Genomic DNA, 17,368 nt, shown 5'->3' with positions numbered 1-17,368 from the left:
TGTTATATAAGTAGATCAATAGATAAGATTCATGATAATAAAGTTGAAACGTGTATACGCTGATTATGATAATGCAGACGGATATCGGGTTCTGGTTGACAGGCTTTGGCCCAGAGGTATGAAGAAAGAAAGCCTGAAGTTCGATCTGTGGGAGAAGGATATTACTCCGTCGACAGAACTACGTAAGTGGTTTCACTCTGATCAGGCTCAAAACTGGGAGGAATTTGCTACCCGTTACAGGATTGAACTTCAATCTTCCGGTGTATTATCCCGATTTGTCGATACGCTAAAAGGGCAATCGGTTGTGACTTTGTTATATGCTTCTAAAAATGAGTCGCAGAATCATGCCCTTGTACTAAAGTCTGAATTGGAGAGAGAATTACATAAACAAGGGTTGTGATATAAGGTCATATTACCTAAGCCTTTTCTTTTCAAATAGTTTCTTCGATACGAAATTATAGACAATACTACTTAGGACACAAAGTCCCGAAGCTACAAGAAATAAGATTTCGAACGAATAAATACCTGAAATATATCCACCTATAAGCATACCTAAAGCTAATCCGAGGTCGAATCCTACAAGATAAGTAGAGTTAGCTGTTCCCCGTTGATTGTTTTCAGCCATATTTATATACAATGTTTGTAGTGCAGGAAACATCATACCGAAACCTATACCTATAAATAGACCAGAAATGCAAAATGCCTCAATGTTATGAAAGAGGGCGAATGTCAGAAAAGATAAGGCTACAATAAGCATTGAGGATATGTTCACTAAATGGATATACCCTTTATCTACCATTTTTCCGGCAAAGATTCTGGAGATAATAATCCCTCCTGCCCAAAATAGAAAGAACACCCCTGCATTTGGTATAGATATCTCTTTTCCGTATTGAGCAACGAAGGGTCCTATAGTACCCCAGGCAAAACTAGGCAATAGCTGATTGAGAAATATAGGCCACGCGGGAACAAGGAAGAACCGGTCAAATGACAGTTTCTCTCGTTGAACCTTTGGCCGTTCCGGAGCTTTGATGAAGGCAACGGCAACTATACCCAATATCCCCATGAAAATGGCGCAATATAACAAAGTCTGGAAGTTATATGTCTGATAAATATGTATTGCGATAAATGGCCCGATAGCCATTGCAACATTCATAAAGGTTCCGAAATAGCCAATACCTTCGGCTCTGCGTTCGGATGGAACCAAGTCTATCGCTAATGTGCTTGATGATACCGTGGATAAGCCCCATGTAACACCATGCATAAACCGGACAATGATGAATATGAGTATGGCTGTAGCATAAAAATAGCCGATGAATATACTTACATAACATATGAAACTGATAAGTAAGACAGTTTTTCTGGAATACAAATCGACAATATAGCCCGAGAATGGACGAATGATAAGTATCGCGATAGCATAAGATGCTAAAACAATTCCGGTCTTAGTCTGAGGTACACCTAATTGTTCGGTAATATATAGCGGGATGGATGGCATAAGTAAATTGAATGAGCATGCCATCAGAAAATTGGCAATACAAACATTCAGATAGCCCCAAGTCCAAAGTCTGGGTTTCGGATTTATTTCCTCCATAGGATTTTGATAAATAAAATGAGGTTTTTCTAATCTTTATAACTCTAACAACCTGTACTTATTTTTGTTTGATAATTGACGGAGCGAAGTTATAAAAAGACAATGACTTTATTTAGCCGAAAAGATGTATTTTTGTGGAAAATCGAAATATATGCAAACCGCACTTTACCTGATACCTGTTACTTTGGGCGAAACTCCGATCGAACAGGTGTTACCTGAATATAATAAAGAAGTAATTGTTGGTATAAAACACTTTATTGTGGAAAATGTCCGTTCAGCAAGGCGTTTTCTGAAAAAGACGGAACCGTCAATCAATATTGATGAACTCACATTCTTCGATCTGAATAAGCATACCAACCGGGACGCTTTGGAGTCTTATCTGAAACCGATAGAAAATGGTTTTTCAGTAGGTGTTATTTCTGAAGCAGGATGTCCGGCAATTGCAGATCCGGGAGCAGATGTGGTGGCGATTGCACAACGAAAGAAGATAAAGGTGGTTCCTCTGGTCGGACCTTCTTCTATATTAATGTCATTAATGGCATCCGGTTTTAATGGGCAAAGTTTTGCTTTTCATGGATACCTTCCAATTGACTCTTCTGAACGGATTAAAAAACTGAAGTTGTTAGAACAGCGTATATTCAGCGAAGATCAGACACAGATATTTATCGAAACGCCTTATCGCAATACAAAACTTATCGAAGATTTAGTTAAACATTGCGGAGCATCCACTAAGCTTTGCGTTGCAATGAATATTACCTGCGAAGATGAGTATATTAAAACCCTCCCTATTAAAAGCTGGTCGAAGCATATCAGTGAGATAGGGAAATTGCCCTGTATATTTCTGTTATATAAATAATACATGGCGCAGATTTACCATTATTAGCATTTTTTCTATCAGTGCTGCCATACTTAACTGTATTACATTTGTTATATAATTAAAATCAACTAAATAATAGTAGCAATATGAAAAATATAGTAATTATCGGTGCTAGCGGATTCGTTGGAACTGCAGTATTGAAAGAAGCAATATCAAGAGGTTATCAGGTGAAAGCCCTTGTCCGTAATCCTGAAAAAGTAGAAGTAAAAGATTCTGCTATCGAAGTTATCAAGACAGATGTAATGGACACTGCCAGTTTAACTGATTTGCTGAAAGGTACGGAGACTGTAATCAGTGCATATAATCCGGGATGGACAAATCCCAATATTTATGATGATACCCTTAAAGGTTATCCGTCTATTATAAATGCAGCTAAAGGTGCAGGTGTAAAACGGTTATTGATTGTCGGCGGAGCCGGAAGTTTACTCGTTGCGCCAAATACACGAGTTATGGATACTGGTGTTTTGCCTGAGGAAATACTTCCCGGAGTAAAGAGTTTAGCGAAGATTCTGACTGACTATTTACAACCTGAAAAAGATATCGATTGGGTATTTTTCTCTCCTGCTGGAAATATCTTTCCGGGAGAGCGAACAGGTAAGTTCCGTTTAGGTAAGGATAATCTGATTGTAGATACAGAAGGTAAAAGTAATATATCGGTTCAGGATTATGCTGTTGCAATGATAGATGAACTGGAAACACCCAAACATCATCAGGAACGGTTCACAATAGGGTATTGAGAATAGGAGTAAAGTCGCTATATGAAAGAAAGAGGTTGTCCCACCGGGATAACCTCTTCTTTTATTTTATCGCCTGTTGTAAACTACAAAGCTATGTGCGTATTGATTCTTCTCATCAGCAGGATTATATACACGAGATACCTCTTGCCATATATTGTTATCTATTGAGGGGAAGAAAGTGTCTGCCCCATCAAATGAGTGATGTATATATGTCACATAAAGAGAGTCGACTTCCATCAGGCATTGACTGTATAATGTTGCGCCTCCTATAATGAATACCTGATTCTCGCCGGAGCAAGCTTCTTTAGTCTCAGAAAGGGATTTGAATACTTCACATTTGTCGATCTCTAAACCAGGTTTACGGCTTAGTACAATATTGCGCCTGTTGGGTAGGGCTCCGTTGGGTAACGATTCGTAAGTGTTACGTCCCATGATTACTGTATGGCCTTGTGTGATTGACTTGAAGTATTTAAGGTCATTAGGCAGGTGGCAAAGCAATTGGTTGTTTTTCCCTATTGCATTTTTCTCATCTATAGCGACTATCATCGAAACCAGTGTCATAGTAATCTTCGTTTCTGTTATAATAAGCTTTTGGCCTGTTCCCAAAGTATATCCATATCGGCAAGAGTCATATCCTTTAGCTTTTTACCTTGCTTGTTGGCTTCTTGCTCGATAAAATTGAAGCGTTTGATGAATTTTTGGTTAGTTCGTTCCAGCGCATTGTCAGGATTAACCTTATATAGCCGGGCTGCATTTATCAGGCTGAAAAACAAGTCGCCGAATTCAGCTTCAAGTTTATCATCATCCATATTGCTTATTTCGGCCTCTACTTCGTTTATTTCTTCTTTCACTTTGTACCAAACATCTTCTTTCTTATCCCAATCGAAACCTGCATTGCGAGCTTTGTCCTGTATGCGGTGTGCTTTTGCTATGGAAGGCAAGGATGCCGGAACTCCCTCGAGAACGGTTTTATTACCGCCTTTTTCTTTCAGTTTAAGTTGCTCCCACGATTGTTCCACCTCACCTGCTGTTTTTGCAGCATCATCGCCGAATACATGTGGGTGGCGATATATGAGTTTGTCGCAAAGAGAGTTACATATATCGGCGATATCGAACGTTTCCTTCTCTTGTCCGATCTTTGCATAGAAGATTATATGCAGAAGAACATCGCCCAGCTCTTTCTTGATCTCCTGGTTATCATCCTTCATGATAGCTTCGCAAAGCTCATATGTTTCTTCAATAGTGTTTGTGCGAAGGCTTTCGTTGGTTTGCTTGGCATCCCATGGACATTTCACGCGTAGTTCGTCCATGATATCCAATAGCCGCCCGAAAGCTTCAAGTTTTTGTTCTCTGCTGTTCATTACTTGTTCTTATTGAAATTGTCGAGACCTGTTTTTAAAAAATTCAGGTATTTATCCACATCTTCGTCATATGCGTATGATGGCCCGATTGGTTTTCCTTCAAGATCGAGCAATACATAGTATGGCTGTGAGTTTACTCCGAACTTGTGTCGTTGCAGGTAGCTCCATTTGTCACCGATAGTTTTAAGCTTAACGGTTTTGCCGTTTTCCTCAACTTCTATTATTTCCGGCAATTTTTCTTTGTCGTCTACCATCAGCGTGATAAGTACATAATCATTTTCGAGTGAATGCTTCACACGGGGATCTGTCCAAACCGATGCTTCCATTTTCCGGCAGTTGACACAACCATATCCCGAAAAGTCTATCATGACAGGTTTATTGTTCTTCCGGGCATACTCCATTCCGGCTTCATAATCATCGAATTTGGCATGTACCGACCCGTCATACAGATTAAAATCCTGAGTGAAATGAGGTGGGGCAAATGCGCTGACTGCTTTCAACGGAGCACCCCATAAACCGGGAACCAGATATACCGCAAATGAGAGTGATATAATAGCCATGAATAAGCGTGTAACTGAGATGCTTTTCAGGTCGCTATCGTGGGCAAATTTAAGTTTTCCTAATAGATATAATCCGAGCAAAGCGAATATGACAATCCAAAGTACGATAAATACTTCGCGGTCTAATATTCCCCATTTGTAAGAAAGGTCTGCAACCGAAAGGAACTTAAGTGCTAATGCCAGTTCGAGGAATCCCAAAACTACTTTCACCGAATTGAGCCATCCGCCTGATTTGGGCATTTCTTCGAGCCATGAGGGGAAGATTGCAAACAGGGTAAATGGAATAGCTAATGCCAGTGCGAACCCAAACATCCCGACAGCAGGAGCAACTACTGCGCCTGTGCTGGCAGCTTCGACCAATAGCCATCCGATAAGTGGACCGGTACATGAGAATGATACCAGAGCTAAAGTGAAGGCCATAAAAAACATACTGATAAGCCCGGTTGTAGAATCGGCCTTGCTGTCTATTTTAGTGGTCCATGACGAAGGCAGGGTAAGCTCGAACGCTCCTAAGAAAGAAGCTGCGAAGAATACCAATAAAGCAAAGAATATCAGATTGAACACTGCGCTTGTTGATAAATCATTCAGGGCACTGGCACCGAATATAGCGGTTACCAATAAACCTAAGGCTACATAGATAACTATGATGCCCAGACCATAAGTAGCCGCGTCCTTGATAGCCTTGCCTTTGTTCTTTTTGTTCCTTTTAAGAAAAAAGCTCACTGTCATAGGTATCATAGGCCAGACACAAGGAGTAAGCAGTGCTAAAAATCCTCCTGCCATTCCGGCGATAAATATCATCAATAAGGTTTGATCCGATTGATTGCCTGTAGCCCCATATACTTTCAGATTCTCAATAACAGGTTCCCATAGGGTCGATTTGTCTACCTGTATGTCGATATTTGTAACCTGTGCCTGTGCTGTGTCGGTAGGACTGCTTACTACAGAATCCTGAGCACCGGTTGCTGCGATATCTGCTCCTCCTGCTACTGTGACTGTTGCAGGTAGGTTCTTTGAATTATAGCTGAAGTCGACAGGTATGGGTGGTGTACATTCGCGGTCGTTACAAGCTTGTGCTCTTACATCGCCTTTTAGCGAGAACTTGGCCTTATCTGTTACTTTGAATCGCTGAACGAAGGTTGCTGATTTCTCAAAAAAGCCGATCTCCATTTCGAAAACCTTGTCAAATTCTTTGTGTAATTTGGAGTTTACTGCATGGAATTTTCCGATAGGTGTGGCTCCTTTTATTTCGTCTATTGAGATACCGGTGGGGTATGGGCCTCCATCGGGTATTTGAGTATCGTACAAATGCCATCCGGCATCAATGGAAGCATCGGCTACCAATTCTATTTCGCCGTTGCCTTTGTCCTCTATTTTAAATTTCCAGTTGACGGGGTTCTGAGCAAATGTAGAGGCGATAAATAGTGACCAGAATATGATCACCGAAAAAGCACTTCTTTTCATAAACTATATCTATTTCTTTTCTTTTGTTATCGAGAATGCAAAGTTAATAAATTCTATGCGTATCATTATTGTAATTAACTATTATTGTTATTCTTTATTTTTACTCCCGGTGGGTTTGTAGCCTGAGGTAACAAAAGGGTTACAAACTATACAATAAGGTGACATTAAAGTGACAAAAAGTATACACGTGTAACTTTTTTAAATACTTGTAAGTTTGTGATTTAACCCTTAAAAGGTGACAGGTAAACAAAGGTGACAGTAATATTTTTATCTCAGAACTTATATCCATAACTTGTTTCTTATATAGATAAATAATAGTTCTTATTTTAAGGTATTTACCTCTTTTGTTTTGTTGTATATTAATTACTTAAGAATTTTTTCTAATTGTTCAACACGTTTTTTTAAATCTATATTTTCCTCTTTCTGTTCTTCAATTTGTTTTGCTTGTTGAATGGAATATAAGGTCAATTCTTCGATTTTTTGTAATAATTTTATTTGAAATTCATTGATGTTTAAGCCATCTTTCTGCATTTGTTTTTCGCTGGGTATTTCTGGTAAGAGTTCATTCTCTTTGATAAAAGCTTCTATCTCAGAAAGAGGTTTCAGGTTGTATTCTTCACTGAATACATGATCCGCACCATTTACTATTTCTATTTTAACCTCCTGAGCGCGTATGGTTCCGGCAACATCTAGTGTCGCCAAAGGATTTTCGGTGCCTATTCCTACATACCCTCCGTTGAAGAAAGATTTACCTTGAGAATGTATCAGTACTTTTTTATCTTGTTGGTTTTCGTTGGGACTTGTATACATTGTAAATGTGGTGAATAAAGTTCCATTCGAAGCTCCTCCCGGCTTAAGTTCGAAATAATTATGTTTGTATAAACCTTTGGGAGTTCCTACTGTCATGTAATGACCTCCATAGTATAAATAGGATTGGAAAGGTGTGCCTTCTGGCATTAGATTATTTAAATATAATATATTTGCCTGTATATTGCCGTTTACGTCGAGTGCTTGTTTGGGGCTTTCAGTTCCGATACCTACATTACCGGCAAAGTTGTTCTTGTAAATACATTGTGTTTTATTTGCTCCGGTAGGCAGCTCATCTACAACTTCCCAGCCCGAAAAATAAGCATCCTGTTCGTTTTGGCCTTTTGCATATACACTCACGGTAAAACGCTGGTAGTATACCTTTTCATCCAGGAATATTACAATTTTTCCATTTTCATTGCTCATCCATACACTAGGGATTGAACCGCCGGCTGTAGATATAGTAGGATTCCAAAATGCCCCATTATATACATACCATACTATATGAAGATTTAAAGTTTGTTTTTTTTGATAATCATAGCCTTCTATTTTTACACTGGGCATACCTAAGCCATCCTGAAATGGAATATTGGTTTTTATCTTTATGCCCTTGGTGGGGGTATTGTTCAAATGATAGTTAATAATGTTGTTGTAGTTCTGGGCATTAATACAAGGTGTCAGTGATAGAGTTGTTAAGAGAATAAGAATAATTTGTTTCATGATATTAATACATTAAAATATTAGTAAAGTGTTTTTCCACACGACGGACATTTTTCAGTAAGAGAGGGGTGTATGCCTCCTTTCCCTATTTTGATAGGTAGAGGTTTATGGCAATGTGGGCATCGCCATATATGCCCGATTAAAAAATTGTTGATAATAATAATTAGTATAAAAGAGCCAAGCATCATCCCGCCGAAAAGATGTTTGGGTATTTCTACCGCTGTAAGATGAAGTGTGAATATGATAATTAAGACAATGCACATAGAGAGTGCGGTGCCGTTGCGAACACGTTTTACTTTCCGGTAGATAGGAAAAGATTTATATATTGATTGCTGTTGCCCTTTATAATTATCTATACGTGCTCTGACCTCGGGACGTTTGAACCACGCATATACTTTATATATGCACAATGCCAGTATTGCGAAGCAAACAATCAGGAATAGAATTAAATAGGTACTCGGATTCATAGATAGGTAATAATATGTGTAAACTTACTATTTTTATTCGGCAAAAAGAGAAAGTTTATGAGATCGAAAATGGATGAGCTAATATTGTTGGGTGTTGCGATGATTTTAGTAAAGTGGATTTTTCGTATAGATATAAAAAGAAAGTCCGGTCTCCATTGCGAAAACCGGACTTTTATTATTCAGAGTTCTTTTATTTCGAAATAATGTCTGTACTGCGTTTAATAAAGTTACTCAAGGCTTCTCCTTTCAGCATATTGTTCGATAGTAAAGCCAAATCAACTAACTGTCTGATAATGGCACTATCTGAGGCATAAGAAGCAGCATCTTCTTTTTCCTTACCTTCAAGATCGCCCATGATTTGTTTGATCAACGGGTGATTTGTATTTACAACCATTTTATAATGATCGGGCATCTCTCTATAGAATGACATACCTGTTTGCATGGCTGCCATCTCTTTCATGCGACGCATGTACTCATCCTGAGTGATTTGTATAGGTTGCACATTTTCTTTCAACGGCTTGTAGTCGAATGAAAAGTCAACTTTTTCGATTACAGGAAGCTGTGATTTGAAAGCTTCATCCAGATTCTCTTTTTGTTTGTCTGTGATTTCGGCTTCTTTTATATCCTCTTTTTTGATAATATTATCGATAATATCACTGTCGATGCGCACAAACCGGCTCTTCTCCAGTTTCGATTCGAGCATGCTTGCCAGGTGTACATCCAATTGCCCATCCAGAAGCAATACATCATATCCGTGCTCTTTAGCCGCATTGATGTATGAATACTGCTCCTCTTTATTGTTGGTATATAGGTATATTAATGTACCATCTTTGTCTGTTTGATTAGAACTGATCAAGGTCTTATACTCTTCAAGGGTAAATGTTTTAGAATCAGTGCTTTTTAATAAACAGAATTTTTGAGCCCTGTCATAGAATTTCTCATCTGTCAGCATCCCGTATTCGATGAATATCTTCAGGTTATCCCATTTTTCTTCGAATTGGGGGCGGTCGTTCTTAAATATATCTTCCAGACGGTCGGCTACCTTTTTGGTTATATGGCTCGATATTTTCTTTACATTCTGGTCGCTTTGCAAATATGACCTCGATACGTTCAGAGGGATATCCGGAGAGTCGATCACTCCGTGTAATAATGTAAGGAATTCGGGGACGATACCTTCTACCGAGTCGGTGATAAATACCTGATTCGAATATAGTTGTATTTTGTTTTTGTGCGGATCTACATTCGGCTTTAGTTTAGGGAAGTACAAAATACCTGTCAATTTGAACGGATAGTCAACATTCAGGTGTATCCAGAACAAAGGTTCGTCGGTGAAAGGATATAAGTCCTGATAAAATTTCTTGTAGTCTTCGTCTTTCAATTCGCTGGGTTTGCGGCTCCAGAGTGGTGTGGTATCATTGATGATGTTGTCTTCGTCTGTTTCTTCCGACTTTCCGTCTTTCCATTCGGTTTTCTTGCCGAAAGCAATAGGTATAGGCAGAAATCGGCAATATTTTTTTAGAAGTCTTTCTATTTCAGCTTTTTCGAGAAAGTTTTTGTTTTCATCATCTATATGTAAGATAATGTCTGTGCCTCTTTCAGCTTTATCGGCAGCCGATATTGTAAATTCGGGGCTTCCGTCACAAGTCCATTTTACAGCAGGTTCGTCTTTGTACGATTTGGTGATTACTTCTACCTGTTTTGCAACCATAAATGACGAGTAGAATCCTAATCCGAAATGTCCGATAATAGAGTTTGCATCATCTTTGTACTTGTCCAGGAATTCGTTTGCCGATGATAACGCTATTTGATTCAGATATTTATCTACCTCTTCTGCTGTCATCCCGATTCCTTTATCCGATATGGTTAATGTGTTCTTGTCCTTATCTACCGATATATGTATGGTAAGGTCACCCAGTTCACCTTTAAATTCGCCTAGCGACGAGAATGTTTTTAGTTTCTGAGTGGCGTCTACTGCGTTAGAGACAAGCTCTCTTAAGAATATTTCGTGGTCACTGTATAAGAATTTTTTTATAATGGGGAATATGTTGTCTGTGGTTACCCCAATCTGTCCTTTTTTCTCTTCCATGATATAATATTGTTATATATGTTATGTAATTTTATCCAATACTATTCAAAAAAAGTGCCAATAGTATATTTACTGCCATTTTGACAAACTATATCGAATTTTTTTATCACATGTTGCGAGGTGTATAGCTTTTATCTATCTCTTATAAGTGGGCGTATGTGTAAATTTATGTGAATTTAATATTTCTGTAAATCAATATTTTAGGGGTGTTATAGTTGTCTAGTTAACATTTTTTTTGCTAAAAAAACTGTATTTTATTTTGCGCAATCAGAAAAGATCGTACATTTGTACTGTTGGTTGATTCGAAAAAATATTTATATTTACAAACATTGTTTTAAGTTAGCTACATTTAAAAGAAAATGATTATGGGAACAAACACTACAGATACTACAGACGCTGGTTTTGAAAACAAACTTATAGCCTTACAGAATAATATGTTGAATTTTGCGATGACTCTGACTACAAGCCGTGAAGAAGCAAAAGACTTGTTACAGGAAACAACATTAAGAGCACTTGACAACAAAGAGAAATATTACGAAAATGTAAATTTCAAAGGCTGGGTATTTACTATTATGCACAATATATTTGTGAATAATTACCGCCGTATTGTCCGTACGCAGACAGTAGTAGACCAGACAGAAAATTTATACCACTTGAACTTGCCTCAGGATTCGGGGTTTGATACTCCCGAAGGAGCTTATACTATCGCAGAAATTACAAAAGCGATAAACAGTTTTTCTGACGAATATAAAGTTCCGTTTTCGATGCACGTTTCCGGGTATAAATATGAAGAAATTGCTCAGGCATTGGTATTGCCTATCGGAACCGTGAAGAGCCGTATATTCTTCGCCAGAAAGCGTTTGCAAGAAATGCTACGTGACTATAAATATCAAGATAGAGAATAATTATTTGTAGAATAATAGATATAGATTAGGTATTAAGATTAGGTTAAAAAGAGAGAGTCGCAGTGATTATTATTTTCTGCGGCTCTTTTTTACTAAACCGGACTATTGTTTTTTTAATATATGAAAAAAATTATAATGATAATGATGGCTTCGCTGCTTGTTGTAGCAGTGATGGCTCAGGATAATAAAGGAAGCAAGGGTAATATAGTTACAGTGTCGGCAAAAACATATGAGACTGAAATAGCAAAAGGGGTAGTTTTGGTCGACTTTTGGGCTCCCTGGTGCGGACCTTGCCGCAAACTGGAGCCGATATTGAAAAGTCTGGCAGCTGAGAAAAACGTAAAGATTGGAAAGCTCAATGTTGATAATAACAAGGCCTTTGTTACATCAAAGGGGATTTCTACTATTCCGGCTATGTTTATCTATAAAGACGGAAAAGAAGTTGAACGTCTGGTCGGATTGTATTCGAAAGAAGAGCTGACGGAAATACTGGATAAATATTTATGATAAAATAAAGAGGGCTGATTTTATTAATCAGCCCTCTTAGCTTTTGTTTCTTTGCCGGGAGTATGCTTATTGCAGGCTTTCCTGTATATTGTTAAAAACAATCTTCAGCATTGTGCGTACCTGATTCAGGCCTTCTTCGTCTATTCCGGCAAACGCATACTTCATAGCATCGTTTACTGCCAGATTTGCTTTGTCTTTGATACTGTTCCCTTTATTTGTCAGAAATATCAGGTTCGATCTTCTGTCGACGGGTGTAGTACGGCGTTCTACCAGTCCTTGTTTTACGAGGTTATCAACTAAACGGGTCATGCTGGGCTTATCCTTGAAAGTTGCATCACACAATTTTTGTTGAGAAACGCCATCCTGGCGCCAAAGGAAAGATAATACAGTCCATTGCTCGGGTGTAATGTCTATTCCCTCTTTACGGAAATTCCGGTACATCTTCCGGTTTATTGCCATCGATACTTTCCCGTTGATGATTGGGAAGATATATTCAGGATCTATAATTTCATTTATCTCGTGCTCCATCAGTCATCTTATTATTTACATGTCAATTACAAAAGTACAATAACTTCGTCTTTTTCAGAAAAGTTTTGTATGCTTATTTTGTTTTTCGGCTATTAAATCATAACTTTGCGGCTCGAAAAACATTATTGTTTAACAGATTTAATTAATTATTTATGAATCATTACGAAACCGTTTTCATTTTGACTCCCGTTTTGTCTGATGTACAGATGAAGGAAGCGGTAGAAAAATTCAAGGGTATCCTTGTTGGTGAGGGTGCTACTATTGTGAATGAAGAGAATTGGGGACTTAAGAAATTAGCTTACCCTATTCAGAAGAAATCTACAGGATTTTATGCATTTATTGAATTCGATGCAGAACCTGCTGTGATTGAGAAACTAGAACTTCAATATCGTCGTGATGAGAAAGTTATCCGTTTCTTAACTTTCCGTCAGGATAAATATGCTCATCAGTATGCAGAAAAGAGAAGAGGTTTAAAATCATCAACTAAAAAAGAAAATTAATCATGGCTCAACAATCAGAAATCAGATATTTGACTCCTCCTTCAGTAGATGTCAAAAAGAAAAAATACTGTCGTTTCAAAAAAAGCGGTATTAAGTATATCGACTACAAAGATCCTGAATTCTTGAAGAAATTCCTAAACGAGCAAGGTAAGATTTTGCCTCGTCGTATTACAGGAACTTCATTGAAATTTCAACGTCGTATAGCTCAAGCGGTTAAGAGATCTCGTCATTTGGCGTTGCTTCCTTACGTAACTGATATGATGAAATAATTAAAAAAGGAGGAAAAATTATGCAAGTAATATTAAAAGAAGACGTAACCAATCTGGGTTACAAAGATGATATAGTAACGGTTAAAGACGGTTACGGTCGTAACTATCTTTTGCCTCAAGGTAAAGCTGTTATCGCAACAGAATCAGCTAAGAAAATGTTAGCTGAAAACCTGAAACAACGTGCTCACAAATTAGAGAAGATCAAACAAGATGCTCAAACCCTTGCTGAAAAGGTTGCCGGGGTATCTTTGACTATTGGAGCAAAAACAAGCTCTACAGGTACTATTTTCGGTTCGGTTACTAATATTCAGGTTGCAGAAGCTTTGGCTAAACAAGGTTTTGAAATCGACCGTAAGGTAATCGTGATCAAAGATGCAGTGAAAGAAGTAGGAGCTTACAAAGCCCTTCTTAAATTACACAAGGAAGTATCAGTTGAAATTCCTTTCGAAGTAGTTTCTGAATAAGAAGAATATTTGTTCTAAATATTTAAGAACCGGTAGATTTAGAGTCTATCGGTTTTTTTATATTTACTGGTTTCCATACTCTTTATATTAGGCAAATAAGAAGCCTGATAACTATTTGTTCTGATTCTGATCGGGGTTTGGCATGTATGACTGTTACTTGAAAAAGAAAGGTCGTAAAGGTTAATTAACTTTTAGGATTGTTTTCCGGTATGGGGAATTCTAAGTTTAGAATAATATGGGAAATAAAAAAAGCGATGATAATTCATCGCTTTTTATCTCTTTTATCGAACAGTTTATTAAGCTAATACCCAGATAAAGCTTCCGATAATTTGTATTATACCTAATACGATAGCAACAATACCTAAAGTTCCTTGCAGAGGTAACAATTTAGCAAGTAGTTGCTCTCCTTTTTCTGCAGCTGTAGGATTCTTTGACAAGGCATACTTAGTTATCAGAGAATATCCCATGATAAATCCAAGAGAGAACTCAAGTAATGCCACTAATAAATAGATAATCCAGTACACAGGGATTATACCTAACCAGCTAAGATTCAAGATCGAGCTGATAATACCCCAAAGTCCCCAGAATGCAAATACACATCCTATCCAGCCTTGATAAGGGGTAATTTTGTCTAATAAATCTTTAGCATCTGGCTTTTTGGAAAGAATCAAAGAAGGAATAGCCAAAATTCCCAAAATGATTAGTAAAATACCGTAAATCATAAAAATAGGTGTTGTTTGGTGAATAAAAAATAGAGTTACGAAGATAATATTTTATTTGTTAAATTAAAATAATAATTACTTTTTAAGGATATTTTTATGCGATATACCGGCGATTATCTGATATAAAGTTTTATGCATAATTATTCTGTATATATTTATTCTTTTATTATCTAAAAAAGAAGTCGTACTTTTGCGTGAGTATGAATAAAATATAATTCGATGAATTTTGTTGAAGAACTAAAATGGCGTGGCATGATCCACGAAATCATGCCGGGAACAGAAGAACAACTTCAAAAAGAACTGACCTCCGGATACGTAGGTATCGACCCTACGGCAGATTCTCTACACATAGGGCATCTGGTGAGTGTTATGATCTTAAGACATTTTCAACGTGCCGGGCACCGTCCTATAGCATTAGTAGGAGGAGCTACAGGTATGATTGGAGATCCATCGATGAAATCGCAGGAAAGAAACCTTTTGGATGAAGAAACTCTTCTGAGAAACCAGAACGGAATTAAAAAACAACTTGCGAAATTTCTGGATTTCGAATCAGATGCACCTAATAAGGCAGTGTTAGTTAACAACTATGATTGGATGAAAGATTATTCGTTTTTGAACTTTATCCGTGATATAGGAAAGCACATTACAGTGAACTATATGATGGCTAAAGATTCTGTGAAAAAACGGCTAAGTGGAGAATCATCTGAAGGTATGTCTTTTACCGAGTTTTCATATCAGTTGTTACAAGGATACGATTATTTGCATTTATACAGCGAATACGGTTGCCGCATACAGATGGGTGGTTCTGATCAATGGGGTAATATTACTACCGGAACAGAGTTGATCCGTCGTAAGGCCGGAGGAGAAGCTTTCGGACTTGTTTGCCCTCTTATCACTAAGGCTGACGGAACTAAATTTGGTAAAACAGAATCCGGTAACGTGTGGCTCGACCGCCGTTATACCTCTCCATATAAATTCTATCAGTTCTGGTTGAATGTAAGTGATGCAGATGCAGAACGTTATATTAAGATATTTACGGCTTTATCGAAGGATGAAATAGATGCTTTGGTTGAAGAACAAAAGGCCGCGCCACACCTGCGTCCTTTGCAAAGGAAATTGGCGGAAGATATAACCGTAATGGTGCATTCGCGCGAAGACTACGATGCTGCAGTAAAAGCTTCTTCTATCTTGTTCGGAAACTCGACAGCCGATGACCTGAAGTCTTTGGATGAAGAAACTCTATTACAAGTATTTGAAGGAGTACCTCAGTATGAAGTTTCGAAGGTAAATCTGGGAGACGGAATACATGCAATAGACTTGTTAACCCAGATAGCTCCTGTTTTTCCATCGAAAGGCGAAATGAAGAAACTTGTACAATCGGGTGGGGTAATGATCAACAAAAATAAGCTCGAAAATGCAGAAGAACTTATCGATCTTTCTTATTTGATAGGAGGAAAATATATTTTAGCACAAAAAGGTAAGAAAAATTACTTTTTATTGATTGCAAAATAAAAAAAGTATCTATAATTTTGCATTGCTTTTGATTTAAGGCTAAAGCAATGCAAATATTGTCTCATGGTGTAATGGTAGCACAGCAGATTCTGGTTCTGTTTGTCTGGGTTCGAGTCCTAGTGAGACAACTGAATGAAACGAGGATAGTAAATTTACTATTCTCGTTTTTTTGTTATATTCGGGGATGAGTATATTATATACGAAATTGTGAGCCGTGTAAGAAAAAATGGTTTTATACAAAAGAAGCATGGGAGAATAGGAATAAATAGTAATAGGATAAATTGGGCATAATGATTCATTAGCACCCAATTTTTTGAAGTATTAACCATACCCATCTTACGAGGTCAGCTATTTAGTTTTGGTTTCGCGGTTTATGCTTATTTTTGTGTTTGTTTTTGTTTTTAAAGTCTGTAGTGTAATGGCGAAAAAGATTAATAGGTATACATTTTCTGATATTTCAACCTCATCATCCTATATTGTAAAGAACTTTGTAATAGCAAATAGCAACGATACGATCAGCGATATCTCTTTAGATCATCCATTCTCATTTAACGGGGTTGTCCTTATTATATGTCGTAAAGGTTCCGACAGGATACGTATCAACTATAAGGAATATACTGTTGACGAAAGCACGATTATAACAATACTGCCTAATCAGGTTGTGGAAAGATTCGATTATTCAAAAGATTTATTTGTCGATTTTCTGGCTTTTTCTTTCGAATTTATATCGGACTTTGTTTTGCCGAAAGACTTTAATATACCTCAAAGAATTGCAAACCAGCCTGTATTGAAGATATCGGAAGAAGATCTTACAAATTTATTGAAATACAGGTCCTTTATTATCGAAACTTTTAATAATAAAAGATATAAGTATTTCGAACAAACGCTCAAAGGACAATTGTTTTCATTAATGACGGTTATCGCATCCCTGTATGCAGAGCTTGGCAGTGAGTCGAAAGCGAAAGCTTCGTCCCGGAATGAGGAGATTGTAGAACAATTTCTCTTGCTGTTGAAAGAGCATCATAAAACGGAAAGAACCGCAACATTCTATGCCGATAAGATGTGCCTGACATCTAAATACCTATCCACCACTTTGAAGAAAGTTACCGGTCGCTCTATAAATTCGTGGATTGAAGATGCTTCGGTTTTGAGTGCCAAGATACTCTTGAAATCAACGAATCTTACCGTCTTGCAAATTTCGGAAGAAATGAACTATCCCAGTTCATCGTATTTCGGGCGATTTTTCAAAAAGAGTACAGGTATGACTCCGGTGGAATATCGCGAAAGCTGA

Annotated in this window: 19 protein-coding genes and 1 tRNA gene; 11 read left to right on the top strand and 9 right to left on the bottom strand. The window is 37.6% G+C overall.

From position 1 onward, the window contains the following. Positions 1 to 31: 31 nt before the first annotated feature. Positions 32 to 400, top strand: coding sequence for a DUF488 domain-containing protein (locus tag BUC12_RS04925; protein WP_062176141.1), 369 nt, complete (start codon positions 32 to 34; stop codon positions 398 to 400). Between the two features lie 12 nt (positions 401 to 412). Here BUC12_RS04925 and BUC12_RS04920 read toward each other — a convergent pair whose 3' ends face one another. Continuing rightward, a complete protein-coding gene (locus BUC12_RS04920) occupies positions 413 to 1,591 on the bottom strand; it encodes an MFS transporter (RefSeq protein WP_070808535.1) in 1,179 nt (392 codons plus the stop codon). Positions 1,592 to 1,742: 151 nt separating this feature from the next. Between BUC12_RS04920 and BUC12_RS04915 the strand changes: the two genes are divergently transcribed. Then, positions 1,743 to 2,447, top strand: coding sequence for an SAM-dependent methyltransferase (locus tag BUC12_RS04915; protein ID WP_062176987.1), 705 nt, complete (start codon positions 1,743 to 1,745; stop codon positions 2,445 to 2,447). A 107-nt stretch (positions 2,448 to 2,554) separates the two neighbouring features. Then, positions 2,555 to 3,205: an NAD(P)-dependent oxidoreductase gene (locus tag BUC12_RS04910; RefSeq protein WP_062176143.1), complete on the top strand. Its 651-nt coding sequence runs from the start codon at positions 2,555 to 2,557 to the stop codon at positions 3,203 to 3,205. 66 nt (positions 3,206 to 3,271) lie between these two features. Here the strand turns inward: BUC12_RS04910 and BUC12_RS04905 are convergent, their stop codons facing one another. From BUC12_RS04905 to htpG, 6 genes are all read right to left on the bottom strand, one after another. Continuing rightward, the gene (locus BUC12_RS04905; RefSeq protein ID WP_062176147.1) at positions 3,272 to 3,766 is read right to left on the bottom strand and encodes a dihydrofolate reductase; all 495 of its coding nucleotides are present in this window, start codon (positions 3,764 to 3,766) and stop codon (positions 3,272 to 3,274) included. Between the two features lie 17 nt (positions 3,767 to 3,783). After that, on the bottom strand, positions 3,784 to 4,566 hold the full coding sequence (gene mazG, locus BUC12_RS04900) for a nucleoside triphosphate pyrophosphohydrolase (protein ID WP_062176149.1): 783 nt from the start codon (positions 4,564 to 4,566) through the stop codon (positions 3,784 to 3,786). Continuing rightward, on the bottom strand, positions 4,566 to 6,590 hold the full coding sequence (locus BUC12_RS04895) for a protein-disulfide reductase DsbD family protein (RefSeq protein WP_062176152.1): 2,025 nt from the start codon (positions 6,588 to 6,590) through the stop codon (positions 4,566 to 4,568). The genes mazG and BUC12_RS04895 overlap by 1 nt, the downstream gene beginning before the upstream one ends. 363 nt (positions 6,591 to 6,953) lie before the next feature. Further along, positions 6,954 to 8,117, bottom strand: coding sequence for a hypothetical protein (locus BUC12_RS04890; protein WP_062176155.1), 1,164 nt, complete (start codon positions 8,115 to 8,117; stop codon positions 6,954 to 6,956). Positions 8,118 to 8,137: 20 nt separating this feature from the next. After that, a complete protein-coding gene (locus BUC12_RS04885; protein ID WP_062176158.1) occupies positions 8,138 to 8,584 on the bottom strand; it encodes a hypothetical protein in 447 nt (148 codons plus the stop codon). Between the two features lie 190 nt (positions 8,585 to 8,774). Continuing rightward, positions 8,775 to 10,670: a molecular chaperone HtpG gene (htpG, locus tag BUC12_RS04880; RefSeq protein ID WP_062176161.1), complete on the bottom strand. Its 1,896-nt coding sequence runs from the start codon at positions 10,668 to 10,670 to the stop codon at positions 8,775 to 8,777. A 365-nt stretch (positions 10,671 to 11,035) separates the two neighbouring features. Here htpG and BUC12_RS04875 point away from each other — a divergent pair, with 365 nt between their 5' ends. Together BUC12_RS04875 and trxA are read left to right on the top strand one after the other, a co-directional pair. Then, positions 11,036 to 11,575 (top strand): RNA polymerase sigma factor, encoded by a 540-nt coding sequence (locus BUC12_RS04875; protein WP_062176164.1) that lies wholly within the window; start codon positions 11,036 to 11,038, stop codon positions 11,573 to 11,575. A 120-nt stretch (positions 11,576 to 11,695) separates the two neighbouring features. Continuing rightward, entirely contained in the window at positions 11,696 to 12,082 is a 387-nt protein-coding gene (gene trxA, locus BUC12_RS04870; RefSeq protein ID WP_236689358.1) for a thioredoxin, read from the top strand. 66 nt (positions 12,083 to 12,148) lie between these two features. Here the strand turns inward: trxA and BUC12_RS04865 are convergent, their stop codons facing one another. Beyond that, positions 12,149 to 12,610 carry a MarR family winged helix-turn-helix transcriptional regulator gene (locus BUC12_RS04865; RefSeq protein WP_062176168.1) on the bottom strand — a complete coding sequence of 154 codons (462 nt, stop codon included), beginning with the start codon at positions 12,608 to 12,610 and terminating at the stop codon, positions 12,149 to 12,151. 152 nt (positions 12,611 to 12,762) lie between these two features. Between BUC12_RS04865 and rpsF the strand changes: the two genes are divergently transcribed. Genes rpsF through rplI form a run of 3 tightly spaced genes read left to right on the top strand, consistent with a single transcriptional unit; the run spans position 12,763 to position 13,843 of the window. Continuing rightward, positions 12,763 to 13,110: a 30S ribosomal protein S6 gene (gene rpsF, locus BUC12_RS04860; protein WP_062176171.1), complete on the top strand. Its 348-nt coding sequence runs from the start codon at positions 12,763 to 12,765 to the stop codon at positions 13,108 to 13,110. Then, positions 13,110 to 13,379, top strand: a complete 270-nt coding sequence (gene rpsR, locus BUC12_RS04855; RefSeq protein WP_175552611.1) for a 30S ribosomal protein S18 — start codon at positions 13,110 to 13,112, stop codon at positions 13,377 to 13,379. Before rpsF ends, rpsR begins: the two co-directional genes overlap by 1 nt. Positions 13,380 to 13,399: 20 nt before the next feature. Next, entirely contained in the window at positions 13,400 to 13,843 is a 444-nt protein-coding gene (rplI, locus tag BUC12_RS04850) for a 50S ribosomal protein L9 (protein WP_062176174.1), read from the top strand. A 296-nt stretch (positions 13,844 to 14,139) separates the two neighbouring features. Here rplI and BUC12_RS04845 read toward each other — a convergent pair whose 3' ends face one another. Further along, positions 14,140 to 14,565: a hypothetical protein gene (locus BUC12_RS04845; protein ID WP_062176178.1), complete on the bottom strand. Its 426-nt coding sequence runs from the start codon at positions 14,563 to 14,565 to the stop codon at positions 14,140 to 14,142. A gap of 219 nt (positions 14,566 to 14,784) precedes the next feature. Here BUC12_RS04845 and tyrS point away from each other — a divergent pair, with 219 nt between their 5' ends. The 3 genes from tyrS (at position 14,785) to BUC12_RS04830 (ending at position 17,368) form a co-directional block, all read left to right on the top strand. Then, positions 14,785 to 16,077, top strand: a complete 1,293-nt coding sequence (gene tyrS, locus BUC12_RS04840) for a tyrosine--tRNA ligase (RefSeq protein ID WP_062176182.1) — start codon at positions 14,785 to 14,787, stop codon at positions 16,075 to 16,077. 57 nt (positions 16,078 to 16,134) lie between these two features. Beyond that, a tRNA-Gln gene (locus BUC12_RS04835) sits at positions 16,135 to 16,205 on the top strand. Positions 16,206 to 16,495: 290 nt separating this feature from the next. After that, a complete protein-coding gene (locus BUC12_RS04830) occupies positions 16,496 to 17,368 on the top strand; it encodes a helix-turn-helix domain-containing protein (protein ID WP_062176185.1) in 873 nt (290 codons plus the stop codon).

The organism is Indolivaga macrotermitis, assembly GCF_900128985.1.
In the GTDB taxonomy this organism is placed as follows: Bacteria; Bacteroidota; Bacteroidia; order Bacteroidales; family Dysgonomonadaceae; genus Dysgonomonas_A; species Dysgonomonas_A macrotermitis.
The sequence above is the reverse complement of the archived record's forward strand: the minus strand, read 5'-3'. Positions and strand labels throughout refer to the sequence as shown.

What these genes read in the sequence shown, in the direction of transcription:
- BUC12_RS04925 (WP_062176141.1), top strand. Translation starts at nt 32, where the DNA reads ATGATAATAAAGTTGAAACGTGTATACGCTGATTATGATAATGCAGAC.
- BUC12_RS04920 (WP_070808535.1), bottom strand. Translation starts at nt 1,591, where the DNA reads ATGGAGGAAATAAATCCGAAACCCAGACTTTGGACTTGGGGCTATCTG.
- BUC12_RS04915 (WP_062176987.1), top strand. Translation starts at nt 1,743, where the DNA reads ATGCAAACCGCACTTTACCTGATACCTGTTACTTTGGGCGAAACTCCG.
- BUC12_RS04910 (WP_062176143.1), top strand. Translation starts at nt 2,555, where the DNA reads ATGAAAAATATAGTAATTATCGGTGCTAGCGGATTCGTTGGAACTGCA.
- BUC12_RS04905 (WP_062176147.1), bottom strand. Translation starts at nt 3,766, where the DNA reads ATGACACTGGTTTCGATGATAGTCGCTATAGATGAGAAAAATGCAATA.
- mazG (WP_062176149.1), bottom strand. Translation starts at nt 4,566, where the DNA reads ATGAACAGCAGAGAACAAAAACTTGAAGCTTTCGGGCGGCTATTGGAT.
- BUC12_RS04895 (WP_062176152.1), bottom strand. Translation starts at nt 6,590, where the DNA reads ATGAAAAGAAGTGCTTTTTCGGTGATCATATTCTGGTCACTATTTATC.
- BUC12_RS04890 (WP_062176155.1), bottom strand. Translation starts at nt 8,117, where the DNA reads ATGAAACAAATTATTCTTATTCTCTTAACAACTCTATCACTGACACCT.
- BUC12_RS04885 (WP_062176158.1), bottom strand. Translation starts at nt 8,584, where the DNA reads ATGAATCCGAGTACCTATTTAATTCTATTCCTGATTGTTTGCTTCGCA.
- htpG (WP_062176161.1), bottom strand. Translation starts at nt 10,670, where the DNA reads ATGGAAGAGAAAAAAGGACAGATTGGGGTAACCACAGACAACATATTC.
- BUC12_RS04875 (WP_062176164.1), top strand. Translation starts at nt 11,036, where the DNA reads ATGGGAACAAACACTACAGATACTACAGACGCTGGTTTTGAAAACAAA.
- trxA (WP_236689358.1), top strand. Translation starts at nt 11,696, where the DNA reads ATGAAAAAAATTATAATGATAATGATGGCTTCGCTGCTTGTTGTAGCA.
- BUC12_RS04865 (WP_062176168.1), bottom strand. Translation starts at nt 12,610, where the DNA reads ATGGAGCACGAGATAAATGAAATTATAGATCCTGAATATATCTTCCCA.
- rpsF (WP_062176171.1), top strand. Translation starts at nt 12,763, where the DNA reads ATGAATCATTACGAAACCGTTTTCATTTTGACTCCCGTTTTGTCTGAT.
- rplI (WP_062176174.1), top strand. Translation starts at nt 13,400, where the DNA reads ATGCAAGTAATATTAAAAGAAGACGTAACCAATCTGGGTTACAAAGAT.
- BUC12_RS04845 (WP_062176178.1), bottom strand. Translation starts at nt 14,565, where the DNA reads ATGATTTACGGTATTTTACTAATCATTTTGGGAATTTTGGCTATTCCT.
- tyrS (WP_062176182.1), top strand. Translation starts at nt 14,785, where the DNA reads ATGAATTTTGTTGAAGAACTAAAATGGCGTGGCATGATCCACGAAATC.
- BUC12_RS04830 (WP_062176185.1), top strand. Translation starts at nt 16,496, where the DNA reads ATGGCGAAAAAGATTAATAGGTATACATTTTCTGATATTTCAACCTCA.